This is a genomic window from Brevundimonas aveniformis DSM 17977 (assembly GCF_000428765.1).
In the GTDB taxonomy this organism is placed as follows: domain Bacteria; phylum Pseudomonadota; class Alphaproteobacteria; order Caulobacterales; family Caulobacteraceae; genus Brevundimonas; species Brevundimonas aveniformis.
Genome location: NZ_AUAO01000003.1, coordinates 25600 through 38903, shown reverse-complemented (window position 1 = coordinate 38903; position 13304 = coordinate 25600). Strand labels below are relative to the sequence as shown.

Sequence of the window (13304 nt, the reverse complement as noted above, 5' to 3'; positions counted from 1 at the left end):
ACCATGCAAATTCTGGATGATGATCGGGTAGCGCTCGCCCACGTCGAAGCGCGCGGGGACGCGATCATTGATCGGGCGGTCGCTTGGTGCGCGATCAACTCCGGCAGTCGGAATTTGGATGGGCTGAACACGCAGCTGGATGTGCTGGAAGCCGAGGTTCGGCACAGCCTATCCTGCGACATCGAGCGGGTGCCGCTGGTCGAGACGATTGAGGTCGGTGACAATGGCGTTCTGACCGAGCAGCCCTATCCACCGGCACTGAGGCTGACGATGCGGCCGCAGGCCCCAACCCAGGTTGTTCTGACCGGGCACTACGACACTGTCTATCCGGCCTCCAGTCCGTTCCAGACCGTCCGGGTGCGTGACGACGGCGCGCTGCACGGGCCCGGGATCGCAGACATGAAGGGTGGGATCAGCGTCATCCTCGCCGCGCTTGAGGCCTTCGAGGACCATCCTGCCCGACACGCCGTGGGCTGGACTGTGCTGCTGTCACCCGACGAGGAGATCGGCTCGCTGGGGTCCGGCCCGGTCCTGGCCGAACTGGGCCGTCGCGGGCATCTGGGCCTGACCTATGAGCCGGCCATGCCCGATGGAGCTCTGGCGGGTGCCCGCAAGGGCTCGGCCAACTGGCGGATCGTTGTCCATGGGCGATCTGCCCATGCCGGCCGCGCCTTCCACGAAGGCCGCAATGCGATTGCCGGGGCTGCGATCATCGCCGCCGCTTTGCACGCCCTGAACGGCCGGCACGAGGGTGTGACCCTGAATGTCGCCAGAATCACCGGCGGGGCCCCGCTGAACGTCGTACCGGACGTCGCCGTCATCCATTTCAACGCTCGCGTCCCTGATCAGGCGGCTGCGGCATGGGTCAGCGAACAGGTGGCCCAGTTGGCCGCCCACCCACCGTTCGAAGGGCTGACGACCGACCTGCACGGCGGCTTTACCCGTCCGCCCAAGCCTGCCGATGCCTCGCAGCAGGCCTTGATGGCGGTTGTGGCCAAGGCCGGTGCCCTGCTTGGTCAGGACATCGTCTTCAAGCCCTCCGGCGGTGTTTGCGAAGGCAACAACCTGCACGCCGCGGGACTGCCGAATATCGACACCCTGGGGGTGCGGGGCGGCGACATCCATTCCGAGGCTGAATTTGCCTGGCCCGAGAGTTTCGTCGAACGGGCACAACTCTCGACCCTCATCCTCGCCAAGGTCGCCTCGGGCGAAATCGACGCGCACGCGCTCAAACGCCTGCGCCTGGAGACTCTCTAGAATGCTCGTTGTCCGTCCCGCAGGATCTGCCGACTATGACGCCCTGATGGGGCTGGCCCAGGCGTCCGGCCCCGGCTTTACCAGCCTGCCCGAGCACGAGCCGACGCTGCGTCGACGACTCGAGATCAGCGAGGGATCCTTCTCGGAAACCCTTCCAGTCGAGGACCGCTGGTACGTTCTGATGATGGAAGAGACGGACACCGGCCAGGTGGTCGGGCTGGCCGGGGTCAAGGCTGCCGTCGGCCTCAAGCGACCGTTCGCCTCTTTCCGGCGCATGACCTTTTCGCACTATCATGTGTCCGAGGAAGCCGGGTCGCACCGGAATGACCAACCTGCCCTCGTTTTCGTCAACGAGTGCCGGGGGTGGACCGAGGTTGGATCGCTGTTCCTCAAGCCGGAGAACCGGGTCGGAGGTGCGGGCGCGCTGCTCTCCCGCTCGCGGTACCTTCTGATCGGAACACGCCCCGAGTTGTTCAACAATATGGTCCTGGCTGAACTGCGCGGCCGCTTCGACGCTCAGGGGAAGTCACCCTTCTGGGAACATGTCACCTCCAAGTTCTTCGGCATGGATTTCGAGAGTGCCGACGAGCTGTCCGGCAAGGGCGACGGCCAGTTCATCTTCGATCTGGCACCGCACCACCCACTCTATGAAAGCCTGATGCACCGGGACGCCCAAGCTGCCATCGGCCAGGTGTTCGAAGAGGGCAAGCCGGCCAAGAAGCTCCTCGAGCGCGAGGGCTTCCAGGCCAATGGTCTGGTCGATGTCTTTGATGCAGGCCCGACCATGGCCTGTCAGCGCGACGCCATTCGAACCGTCCGCGAGGCCCGGATGACGAGGGCCATCGTCACGGCGGAGGTCGAAGGGGATCCGCACCTGCTCTCAACAACGGGCCTGATGAACTTCCGTGCCACCCGCGCGATTGCCGAACCCGTCGAAGGCGGCATCGAGATTTCGCTGGAGACAGCCGAAGCCCTGAAAATCAAGGACGGCGATCCCGTCCGCGCCATCCTGTGAGACTGAGTTGACCGTATTCTCTTCCATCGACCCGGCAACCGGTGAAACCGTCTGGGAAGGCACTGAAGCCACACCGGCCCAGATTGGTGAGGCTGTTGCCGGGGCCCGCATGGCCTTCGACTCCTGGGCAGATCGTTCACGCCAGGATCGAATTGATGCCGTGAAGCGGTATCAGGCCGCCTTGAAGGCCCGCGCCTCCGAGATCGCCAACGCCATCAGCCGCGAAACCGGCAAGGCCCTCTGGGAAACCACGACCGAATTGGCCGCTATGCAGGGCAAGGTCGATATTTCAATTCGCGCCTACGACGAGCGGACCGGCGAGCGCGAAACGTCCACTGGATTCGGTCGCGCCGTTCTGCGCCATCGGCCGCACGGTGTCGCCGCGGTGCTTGGTCCGTTCAACTTTCCCGGCCATCTCCCGAACGGCCACATCGTGCCGGCGCTTCTGGCGGGCGACACTGTCGTGTTCAAGCCGTCAGAAGAGGCTCCCCTGACCGGTCAACTGATGGCCGAGTGCTTCGCTGAAGCCGATCTTCCCGAGGGCGTCGTCAACATCGTCCAGGGTGGTCGTGACGTCGGCGCTGCCCTGTTGGATCAGCCCATCGACGCGCTGATGTTCACGGGCTCGGGTGCCGCCGGCGCTCACTTCCGTCGCAAGTTTGCCGACGATCCGCATGTCATTCTTGCGCTTGAACTAGGCGGCAACAATCCGCTGGTTGTCTGGGATGTTGCTGATGTCGAGGCCGTGGCCGGCATCGTCGCCATGTCCGCCTTCGTCACCACCGGCCAGCGGTGTTCGTGCGCACGCCGCCTGATCGTGCCGGAAGGCAAGGCAGGCGACGACATCATCGCCGCTGTCGACGCCATCGCCGGTCGCCTAACCTATGCGCCATGGGATTCAACACCTGAACCCTTCGGTGGCCCGCTGATCTCCGTCCGCGCCGCCCAGCAGGCGCGCGCCGCCCTTCAGGGCCGCATTGATGCCGGCGCCGGCGTGATCCGCCCGAGCAAACGCATCGAGGGACTATCGGACGCCTTCGCCGCGCCCGCGATCATCGACGTCACAGGCGTCAACGTCCCCGACGAAGAGATCTTCGCACCCTTCCTGCAGGTCACTCGCGTGGGAACCTTCGATGACGCCATCAAGGCCGCCAACACCACCCGCTATGGGCTCTCGGCAGGGCTTTTCTCTGATGATCCACGGAATTGGGACCGCTTTATCCAGCGCATTCGCGCCGGCGTGGTGAACTTCAACCGCCCGACCACCGGTGCGGCGGGCGACATGCCCTTCGGTGGGCTGGGGGCCTCTGGCAACCACCGCCCCAGCGCCTATTACGCCGCGGACTATTGCGCCTATCCCGTCGCCAGCTTTGAGGCCAGCGAAGTCAGGAATGTCGAGGGCGAAATCAAGGGATTGCGCGCATGACCCTCGCCTATGAAGCCAATTGCGATGGGCTGGTCGGCCCGACGCACAGTTATGCCGGTCTGTCGCCCGGCAATCTGGCCAGTGCCCTGAACGCCGGCGAGGCGTCAGATCCGCGCGGGGCCGTTCTTCAAGGCCTGGCCAAGATGAAACGGCTGGTCGACCTGGGCCTCCCCCAGTTCGTCATGCCGCCGCACGAACGCCCCTATGTCGGCTGGCTGCGAGGACTCGGTTTCGGCGGGAGCGATGCCTCGGTTGTCGAAGCCGCCTGGAAGAGCGCACCGTCGTTTGCTGCTGCCGCCTCTTCGGCCTCGTCCATGTGGGCGGCAAACGCGGCCACGGTGACACCAAGCGCGGATTCGACAGATGGCCGGGTTCACTTCACGCCGGCCAATCTGGTGTCCAACCTGCACCGTTCGATTGAGGCGACCCAGACGACACGGGCCTTGAGAGCCCTGTTCCCTGATCCCACCCAGTTCGTGGTACACGACCCCCTGCCCGCTGTCGCCCACCTGTCAGACGAAGGCGCGGCCAACCACGTTCGTCTTTGCGCCGAACACGGTGCTCCGGGGGTCAATCTGCTGGTCTGGGGCAAGGATGCGTTCGAACACTGGCCCAGCGCCGACTTTCCGGCCCGTCAGACCGAACAGGCCTCCGCCGCCATCGCCCGCCGTCATGGCGCGGCCCGCCCGATTCTGGCCCGTCAGGGCAAGGCCGCCATCCTCGGCGGCGCTTTTCACAACGACGTGGTCTGCGTCGGCACACGCGAAGCACTGCTGTTCCATGAGACGGCCTTTGAGGACAAGGCCGCCACGCTGGAGTCCATCCGCCGCGCCGCCGATGGTCTGTTCGATCCGGCCTTCCTGGAGATAAGCTCGGCCGATCTGCCGCTCGCTGATGCCGTGAAATCCTATCTGTTTAACAGCCAACTTCTGGTCGTTCCGGGTGAGGATCGACTGGTCCTGCTAGCCCCAAGCGAGACGGAAGCCAACCCGCGCGCCCATGAGGCTGCACAAGCCCTCGCCGCTTCCAATGGACCGATCGGACGCGTGGAGTATGTCGATGTCCGCCAGTCGATGGCCAATGGCGGTGGGCCTGCCTGCTTGCGCCTGCGCGTGGTCCTGACCCGCGAGCAACTGGAGGCTGCCAACCCGGCTCAGCGACTTGATGAGGGCCTGCACGCCGCCCTCACCGTCTGGGCCAGCCACTGGTACCGCGACCGTTTGCTACCCGCTGACCTCGCCGACCCGGCCCTGCTGCTGGAGACGCAGGGGGCGCTGGATGAACTGACCTCGATCCTGGCGCTGGGGTCGGATTTCTACGACTTTCAGAGGGACTGAGGTGTCGCAGCCGCCCTGCCAACCTGAGCAGGCGGTTCGGTGACCGACCTGGCTTGGCGCATCGCGACCGAGGATGACATCCCGGTTCTCCATGCCCTCATGGATGCCGCCATCTCCGGTCCCCTGGCCGCGTTCCTGACACCCGAACAAGTCCAGGCCAGCCGCCTGATCATGGGGGTCGACAGCCAGTTGATTGCCGACAGAACCTATTTTCTGATCGAGATCGACGATCAGGCTGCAGGTTGTGGCGGATGGAGCTACCGGATCACCTCGTACGGCGGCGACCATACGCCGGGCCGCGAGCCCGCGCCTCTGAACCCAGGCGTCGACGCGGCAAGGGTGCGCGCCATGTACACCCACCCGGATTTCGTTCGCCGCGGTGTGGGGAAGTTGGTCCTAAGCCTGTGCGAGGCCGCGGCGCGAGAGGCCGGCTTTGATCGCGTGGAACTGGTGGCGACACTGGGCGGCGAACCGCTGTATCGCGCCTGCGGGTATGACGACATTGAGCGGATCGTCGATGCACGCGGTGGCGCACCGGTGCCGTTGATCCGCATGGGCAAGACGATACGACCTGCCTCGGCGTGATTGCCTGCGCAACGACAAACGGGGCCGCCCAGGAAGCGACCCCGCTCATCGATCTAGGATCGTTCGGCTTCAGAGAAGCCGAGACAGACTACTGGCAGGTGCCGCCGTTCGGGCAGGGCTCAACATTGACCTGCGGCGGAGCCACCACGACTTCCGACGGACGAACCACCACTTCAGGCCGGGCCAGATAGATCTGGGCCGGCGAGACATAGACCGGCGGGGCGTCGACGTAGATCGGCGGACCCGCGATATGTACGACAGGCCCGTCAATACGGATCGGGCGACCGATGACGCGGGCTCCCGGAGCCGCTACGTGGATCGTCCCTGGACCATTCCAGCCACCACCCGGACCACCCGGGCCGCCCGGCCCACCCGGGCCTCCTGGTCCTTGTCCCGGACCCGGTCGATAGAAATCGACTTCGATGGTGCAGAGGCAAGGCTCGTTCGGGTTATGCACCCGCTCTTGACAGCCATGGTCATCTACAACGGCGGTTGTCGACAGCGCCGCTGAAAGAACCAAACTTGAAAGCCAAAACATCCCCAAAACTCCCCAGCTATATGGTTAATGAATAGCAACGGTACATGAAGGCTTCGCGCAACGGAAGCCGACCAGTTTCTCCCACCAGGCGAATTCTTGCTTTTCCTGCTGGATCATTCGCCCTTTCCTCCGCCTGCTGCTAGAGTGAACAGGGGTGTGCGACCGCAACCGGGACGGTGCCTATGTGGGAAATCAGCCTGGCCTTGGCGGCCGCGATGGCAGGGCAGCCGCAGGCGGCGACGCTTGAGGGCTGTGAATTCGTCGATCAGCGATGGATTTGCCGGTATCGACTGCCCGAGGTCCAACTTCTAACCAGCGAGCCCCTTGCCCCAGCTTCTGTGCCCGTTTCGGTCCCTGTAGCACCGACGGGGACGTCAGAAGGGACCAGCGCGGAGAACACCGGTGCCACCGCAGTGTCATCAACATCATCCGGCACCTCCACGACAAACGCCGAAGTCGCGACGCTTAGTCGTGACCCTGGCGTGCTGACTGAATCCGAGACGTCTCTGGTCGCTCGCTGTGCCGAAGCCCGCTGGATGTCGTTGTGCCTGCCCTCGCAAAGGGTCGAGGCCCGCCGTCTGCGTGATCTCGCAAACGCGTATGAGGCGGCCCGCCTACGTGTCGGCCACCTGCTGAGCGAAGGCGATTGCGGTGGCGCTCGGGCCCATGCGCTGAGCGGCGGCTATTTCCGAATGGCCCGCGAAACCCAGGACCTCTGCTCGACGGTGGACACCGCCGACTAACCGCCGTTGGCTTGCTGCGGTTGCGCGGCCACGGAAGGATCCTGATAGCACTCCACCCCTTCCGGGCAGGGGCCGAAATGGACCTCAGGCGGTGCGACGATCACTTCCGACGGGCGAACAATGACTTCGGGCCGTTCGATGTAAATCTGAGCCGGCTCCACATAGACCGGCGGAGCGTCAACATAGATGCGCGGCCCCTGCACATAGCTCTGTCCGCCGGCGACCTGCACCGGACGTCCACGAACATAGTAGTTAGGCCCCCCACCATAGTACGCCGGCGGCACCGGCTCGCGCGGTGGCGGATAGTAGGCTGGCGGTTCATGGGTCGGCGGAACCGGATAAGGCCTCGGATGATATCCGGGTCTGCGATAGATCGATACGCGCGGCTGATAGTAGCCGCGCGCTGCCGCAGCCTGTCCGTAGTCGACGCAATTGCAGAACGCGCGGACGTCATGCGGTGCTTCAGGACACCCATGCGGATCATGAACGACAGCAAGTGACGCCGCCGCAACCAGACCCAGGGTCGCTAGAGCAAACATTCCCAGACTACGCCTTCACAACTGACGCGCCAGCCTCACCCTTACCGCGAGGCCCGTCCATTCAATTCTCCAGAACGGCGTTCCTCCGACTTGCGCCGTCCAGAGCCCCAAAGCCTCAGCCGGCGAAGCGGCCACCCTTGCTGGCGTAGGCCTGGGTCCCGTCCGTATAGACCACATCCGTAGCCAAGATCGTCTCGATGGGGATCGGCTCCAGCCCGGCCAGCCGGTCGTAGATGGGGCCGAAATCCTGAAGCGTTTCGCGTTTCAGCTGCTCGATCGTATCCACGACAAAATAGACCTGTTGGAAATCGTCGATCCGATAGAGGGTCTTCATCACGCGCTCGAGATCGAACCCCAGACGATTGGGGGACGGGTCATCCAAACTGAAAACGCTCTCCGTTGCGGACGAAACGATACCGGCACCATAGATTCTGAGTTCGTCGTCCTCCTTCATCAGGCCGAACTCAACGGTGTACCAATACAATCGCGCCAGATTGGGGAGCATGCCGAGAGAGGCGGCTCGCTGCCCCCCCTTACCATAGGCCTCCATGTAGGCAGCAAAATCCGGATTGGTCAGCATCGGCACATGGCCGAAGACATCGTGAAAGATGTCCGGCTCCTGCAAATAGTCCAGTTGATCCGGTCGACGGATGAACTGCCCGGAGGGGAAACGTCGATTGGCCAAATGGTCGAAGAACACCTCATCAGGAACCAACCCCGGCACGCAGACCACAGTCCAGCCGGTCAGGGCCTGAAGTTTGGGATTCATCACCGCGAAATCCGGGATGCCGCCGGTGCTGAGATCAAGCGCCTTCAAGCCATCCAAGAAGACCTCGGCGGCGCGACCAGGGAGTACCTTCATCTGCCGCGCATACAGCGTGTCCCACGTCTGATGTTCGACATCGGTGTAGGCGACCCAATCCTGCGGGATGGTCCAATCGTCCGCTGCCCCCTCGGGCGGCTTGTCAAAGACGTGTTCGAAATCGGACATTGCGGCCTCCATTCGCGCTTGGGGCCTATGTAGCCTGCCGAACGCCCCGGCGGTAGGTCAGGCTAGTTCAAGTCGTTGCGACGAACCTGATAGCGACCATCCCTGAAGCCGCAAAAATGCCGCTCAGCCTCAACGTGACGGATAGGCTCACCGGAAGGGTCAGCCAACAGACTCTGTTCGCACACATAGGCCGCCTGGTCTGCATCCAACCCTTCGGTGATGATCCGATAGAATGGCTGGCGACGCTCAGGCCGCCCTTCCAACGGCAGGGCCTCCCACCAGTCATCGCCGTGAGCAAACTCGGGATCGACATCGATCACGACGCCCCGTAGCGGCAGGTCCCGGTGACGCACCATCTGGCCGATCGCAAATTTTGCCAATCTCGGTTTCATGGCCTGAAACTGACGAACCCGACATGACCTGACCCTGAACGCGGCGTGCTGGTGTCTAGACAGGAACCGCCAACCCGTTATTCTGGTTCACGAAAACGAGCCGAGGCGCTGGTGCCTTGTGTTCTGATGATGGATCGGGCCATGCCTGAGACTGCCCTCCCCGGGCCCGCTCGCAAGGCCGAGCGCGCAGCCCGCAGTGATGCGCCGCTCTACGCGGCGCTGGACCTTGGCACAAACAATTGCCGCCTTCTGATCGCTCGCCGCGCCCATGGTGGATTTCGCATCGTCGAAGCCTTTTCGCGCATTGTCCGTCTGGGCGAGGGTCTGTCGCAAACCGGCCAGCTGTCGCCGCAAGCCATGGACCGGGCAGTTGCGGCCCTCGGAATCTGTGCCGAACGAATCCGACGTCGGCAGGTCAGCCGGGTGCGTGCCGTCGCGACCCAGGCCTGCCGTGGAGCTGGAAATGGAGCCGAGTTCCTGGCGCGGGTCGAGCGGGAAACCGGCCTGGTCCTGAGCATTATTGCCCCCTCGGAAGAGGCGCGTTTGGCCGTCGTCGGCTGTACCGACCTGATCGACAGCCAATTTCAGGCCGCCATCATCCTCGATGTTGGCGGCGGCTCCACCGAAGTGTCCTGGGTTCGCCCGCGCGGCGGAACTGACCGCCAGCCGGCTGAAATGCTGGCCTGGCACAGCATCCCGATCGGTGTCGTCACCCTCGCGGAGCGATTCCCCGAACCGCCTACGCCGGATCTCGCTTGGTATGAGGCCATGGTCGGGGCCATTCAGGAACGACTACAGGCGTTTGACGGAGCCGACGCCCATCGGCCGGCCTTCGCTGACAACCGCGCGCAGCTGATTGGGACCTCGGGGGCCGTCACCAGCCTGGCAAGCCTGCACCTGGGGCTAACCAGATATGAGCGCGCCCGGGTCGATGGGCTGCGCATGACGTCCGGCGAATGCCGCGCCGTGGCCAATCGCCTGCTTGAACTTGATCGGGCCGGGCGCGCGGGCCACGCCTGTATCGGACCGGACCGAGCTGACCTGGTTCTCGCCGGTGCCGCCATTCTCGAGGCTGTGCAGCGTGCCTGGCCCTGCGAACACCTCCGCGTCGCGGATCGCGGGCTACGTGAAGGATTGCTGTTGTCGCTGATGCGTCGACGCCGATCGCGCCGCCGGCGGCGGTGACACGCTGGCCCCAGCCCTCTCCGCCCTTTAAAAGCGCCCCATGAGCCCACGCCTCGCCGACCAGCCTGAGATTTTGCGGACCCGCGCCTGGGGCGACTACGCCCTGGTCGATAGCGGCGATGGCCAGAAGCTCGAACGCTACGGCCAGGCCCTGGTGGTGCGCCCCGAGCCTCAGGCCATGTGGCATCCGGCCAAGCCCGCGATGTGGGACAAGGCGGACGCCGTCTTCGATCCCACCGACGACGACGAAGCCGGCAACTGGCGCTTCAACCGACCTCAGCCCGAAACGACCGCACTGGCCTGGGGCGCGGCCCGTTTCAACGCCCGCTTCACCAACTTTCGCCACCTCGCCTTCTTCCCGGAGCAGGCGGCCAACTGGGAATGGTTGCAGGGGGCGGTTGCGGCTCGCGAGGCCCCACGTATCCTCAACCTGTTCGGCTATACCGGCGTGGCCTCACTGGTCTGTTCGGCGGCGGGCGGACAGGTCACCCACGTCGATGCGTCCAAGAAGTCCGTCGCCTACGCCCGTGAGAACGCCGAGCTATCGAGCGTCAGCAATGTCCGCTGGATCGTCGAGGACGCCCGCAAGTTCGTCCAGCGCGAGATCCGCCGCGGCAACCGCTATGACGGCATCATCCTCGATCCGCCCAAATACGGTCGCGGGGCCGATGGCGAGGTCTGGCGGCTGTTCGAAGACACCGCTCAGCTGGTCAGCGATTGTGCCGAACTGCTGGCCGAAGACGCCGCATTCCTCCTGATCAATGCCTATGCTGCGCGCATCTCGGGCATGGCCTTGGCCCATCTACTGGCCGACCGATTGAAAGATCGCGGCGGGGTCATCGACTGGGGCGAACTGGGTCTGGTGGAGGACAGCCCCCGCGCCGCGGAAATCGGCCTCAGCTTCTTTGCACGTTGGAGCGACCTGTGAGCCGCGAGCGGGAGATCACCTCCCTCACCAACGACACCATCAAGGCCGTGCGCGCCCTCCATATGAAGAAGGCCCGCGACCAGACCGGGACCTTCCTCGCCGAGGGCCTCAAATTCATCGGCGAGGCACTCGATCTGGGTCAGACGCCGCGTCAGCTTCTGGTCGGCAAGGACGCCCGCCCGCACCCCCTGCTCGACCGAGCCCGCGCCGAGACGCTGGCGAACGGCGGCGAGGTCATCGTCGTCACCCGCGAGATCCTTGAGAAAGTGTCGCGCAAGGACAATCCCCAGACGGTCCTGGCCGTCTTTGATCAGGCCTTTACGGCGCTCGATGACATCGAGCCGGCCCGCGCGCCCTGCTGGGTGGCCCTGGAGCAGGTGCGTGATCCGGGCAATCTTGGGACCATTATCCGCACGGCGGATGCCGCCGGCTGCGGCGGGGTGATCCTGATCGACGACTGCGTCGATCCGTTCTCGGTCGAGGCCGTGCGCGCGACCATGGGCTCGATCTTCGCCGTCGGCGTCAGCCGCGCGTCGCGGACGGAGTTCCTGGCCTGGCGCTCCCGCTGGCCCGGCTCGGTGGTCGGCACCCGGCTGGACGCCACACACGACTATCGTGCCGCGCCCTACCGGACACCCAGTCTGATCCTGATGGGCAATGAGCAGGCCGGCCTGACCGACGACCTGGCGGGAGCTTGCGATCTCACGGTCAAGATCCCCATGCGCGGCCGGGCCGACAGCCTCAACCTGGCGATCGCCACCGGGATCATGGTCTATGCGGCGACGGAGGGGGCCTAACGCTTCCCGCTGCCTTTCGGGGCCGTCCTGATCCGGCCCGACCGGCTCACGGGCCTGGCCCCGCCGCGGGCGCGTTTGCCGACCAGGACGGTGGAGCCGGACTTCTTGCCCGAACCGGACTTGAGGCCCGTAACGCGCTTGGTGGCGACCTTGGGCTTGCGCGGCTTGTCGTCGCGCGCCTCGGCGGCGTCCGCCTTGATTTTGCGGCGTGGCGCGGTCTTCTCCGGGCCGGGGCCGTCGGCGAAGGGATTGGCCCCGGACTTGACCGTGAGGCGCATGGGCACGCCCGGGAGATCAAAACTCTCACGCAAACTATTGATCAGATAGCGTTTATAATGATCCGGCATCTGCGACGCGCGGTTAGCGAACAGCACGAACGTCGGCGGACGCGCCTTGGTCTGGGTCATATATTTCGGCTTGATCCGGCGACCATCGACAGCGGGCGGCGGATGGCGCTGGACGGCCATGGCCAGCCAGTCATTCAGATCCCGCGTCTTGACCTTGGCCGACCACTGCCGGTGCGCCTCGAACACCGCCGGCATCAGCCGGTCGACGCCGCGCCCGGTCTGGGCTGACAAGGCGATCAGGGGCGATCCCTTCAGCTGGGGCAAGAGGCGGTCGGCCTCTTCGCGGAGCTTGGCCAGCCGTTCCTTGCCGTCGTCGACCTGGTCCCACTTGGCGATGCAATAGACAAGCGCCCGACCCTCGCGCTCCACCAGATCGGCCAGCTGCAGATCCTGGGTGTCGAAGGCGTTGGCCTCGTCCATCACCAGAACCACGACCTCGGCAAAGGTCAGGGCGCGGATGGTGTCGGCGACCGACAGCTTCTCCAGCTTTTCCTGGACGCGCGCCTTGCGGCGCATCCCGGCGGTGTCGACCAGCCGCACCGGGCGGCCGTCCCATTCAAAATCGACGGAGATGGAATCGCGGGTGATACCGGCCTCGGGCCCGGTCAGCATCCGGTCTTCGCCCAGCAGGCGGTTGACCAGGGTGGACTTGCCCGCGTTGGGGCGACCCATGATGGCGACCATGATCGGCTTGCCGGCCTCGTCCTGGTCGCTTTCGTCCTCAGGTTCGAACGGGGCGACGGCGGCATAGAGGTCCGCCATGCCCTCGCCGTGCTCGGCCGACAGACCGATCGGCTCACCAAAGCCCAGGCGCACCGCTTCGGCCAGACCGACGTCGCCGGCCTTCCCCTCGGCCTTGTTGCCGATGAGGATGGTGGGCTTGTCGCGTTTGCGCACCAGGTCGGCAAAGATCCGGTCCAGCGGCACGATCCCCTCGCGGGCGTCGATGACGAACAGGATCAGGTCGGCTTCCTCGACCGCCAGTTCGGTCTGGCGGCGCATCCGCGATTCCAGGCTTTCGTCCGAGACGTCTTCGAACCCGGCGGTGTCAATCAATGTGAGGTCGATGTCCCCCAGCATGCCGCGCGCATAGCGACGGTCACGGGTCACGCCCGGCCGGTCATCCACGATGGCGAGCTTCTTGCCCGCCAGGCGGTTGAACAGGGTCGACTTGCCGACATTCGGCCGTCCGACGATCGCGACCTTGAGGCTCACGCTACGGAC

The 13304-nt window shown here is 65.0% G+C and carries 14 protein-coding genes; 9 read left to right on the top strand and 5 right to left on the bottom strand.

The features are described 5' to 3' along the window. Positions 1–3 precede the first annotated feature (3 nt). The 5 genes from G391_RS0108640 to G391_RS0108620 are packed head-to-tail and all read left to right on the top strand — an operon-like array spanning position 4 to position 5620. On the top strand, positions 4–1257 hold the full coding sequence (locus tag G391_RS0108640) for a hydrolase (protein ID WP_029087166.1): 1254 nt from the start codon (positions 4–6) through the stop codon (positions 1255–1257). 1 nt (position 1258) lies between these two features. After that, positions 1259–2272, top strand: a complete 1014-nt coding sequence (locus G391_RS0108635; protein WP_029087165.1) for an arginine N-succinyltransferase — start codon at positions 1259–1261, stop codon at positions 2270–2272. Between the two features lie 7 nt (positions 2273–2279). Next, positions 2280–3698 (top strand): succinylglutamate-semialdehyde dehydrogenase, encoded by a 1419-nt coding sequence (gene astD, locus G391_RS0108630; protein WP_029087164.1) that lies wholly within the window; start codon positions 2280–2282, stop codon positions 3696–3698. Beyond that, a complete protein-coding gene (locus tag G391_RS0108625; RefSeq protein ID WP_029087163.1) occupies positions 3695–5035 on the top strand; it encodes an N-succinylarginine dihydrolase in 1341 nt (446 codons plus the stop codon). Before astD ends, G391_RS0108625 begins: the two co-directional genes overlap by 4 nt. 39 nt (positions 5036–5074) lie before the next feature. Then, on the top strand, positions 5075–5620 hold the full coding sequence (locus G391_RS0108620) for a GNAT family N-acetyltransferase (protein ID WP_029087162.1): 546 nt from the start codon (positions 5075–5077) through the stop codon (positions 5618–5620). Positions 5621–5708: 88 nt separating this feature from the next. Here G391_RS0108620 and G391_RS15210 read toward each other — a convergent pair whose 3' ends face one another. Continuing rightward, positions 5709–6158 carry a hypothetical protein gene (locus tag G391_RS15210; RefSeq protein WP_051257258.1) on the bottom strand — a complete coding sequence of 150 codons (450 nt, stop codon included), beginning with the start codon at positions 6156–6158 and terminating at the stop codon, positions 5709–5711. 482 nt (positions 6159–6640) lie between these two features. Between G391_RS15210 and G391_RS0108610 the strand changes: the two genes are divergently transcribed. Then, the gene (locus G391_RS0108610; RefSeq protein WP_029087161.1) at positions 6641–6901 is read left to right on the top strand and encodes a hypothetical protein; all 261 of its coding nucleotides are present in this window, start codon (positions 6641–6643) and stop codon (positions 6899–6901) included. On the opposite strand, the gene G391_RS15915 is transcribed toward G391_RS0108610, so the two are convergent. The 3 genes from G391_RS15915 to hspQ all read right to left on the bottom strand — a co-directional run bounded on the left by G391_RS15915 (position 6898) and on the right by hspQ (position 8823). After that, a complete protein-coding gene (locus tag G391_RS15915; RefSeq protein ID WP_051257257.1) occupies positions 6898–7440 on the bottom strand; it encodes a hypothetical protein in 543 nt (180 codons plus the stop codon). The two genes, G391_RS0108610 and G391_RS15915, sit on opposite strands and share 4 nt — an antisense overlap. Positions 7441–7555: 115 nt before the next feature. Next, a complete protein-coding gene (phhA, locus tag G391_RS0108595) occupies positions 7556–8431 on the bottom strand; it encodes a phenylalanine 4-monooxygenase (RefSeq protein WP_029087160.1) in 876 nt (291 codons plus the stop codon). Between the two features lie 62 nt (positions 8432–8493). After that, on the bottom strand, positions 8494–8823 hold the full coding sequence (gene hspQ / locus G391_RS0108590) for a heat shock protein HspQ (RefSeq protein WP_029087159.1): 330 nt from the start codon (positions 8821–8823) through the stop codon (positions 8494–8496). A 141-nt stretch (positions 8824–8964) separates the two neighbouring features. Here hspQ and G391_RS0108585 point away from each other — a divergent pair, with 141 nt between their 5' ends. From G391_RS0108585 to G391_RS0108575, 3 genes are read left to right on the top strand one after another with little or no spacing between them, the layout of a single operon-like run. Then, entirely contained in the window at positions 8965–10008 is a 1044-nt protein-coding gene (locus G391_RS0108585) for a Ppx/GppA phosphatase family protein (RefSeq protein WP_029087158.1), read from the top strand. A 40-nt stretch (positions 10009–10048) separates the two neighbouring features. Then, the gene (locus G391_RS0108580) at positions 10049–10936 is read left to right on the top strand and encodes a class I SAM-dependent methyltransferase (RefSeq protein ID WP_029087157.1); all 888 of its coding nucleotides are present in this window, start codon (positions 10049–10051) and stop codon (positions 10934–10936) included. Further along, the gene (locus tag G391_RS0108575; protein ID WP_035304204.1) at positions 10933–11733 is read left to right on the top strand and encodes a TrmH family RNA methyltransferase; all 801 of its coding nucleotides are present in this window, start codon (positions 10933–10935) and stop codon (positions 11731–11733) included. Before G391_RS0108580 ends, G391_RS0108575 begins: the two co-directional genes overlap by 4 nt. Here the strand turns inward: G391_RS0108575 and der are convergent. Next, positions 11730–13295, bottom strand: a complete 1566-nt coding sequence (gene der, locus G391_RS0108570) for a ribosome biogenesis GTPase Der (RefSeq protein ID WP_029087155.1) — start codon at positions 13293–13295, stop codon at positions 11730–11732. The genes G391_RS0108575 and der overlap by 4 nt on opposite strands. Between the last annotated feature and the right edge of the window lie 9 nt (positions 13296–13304).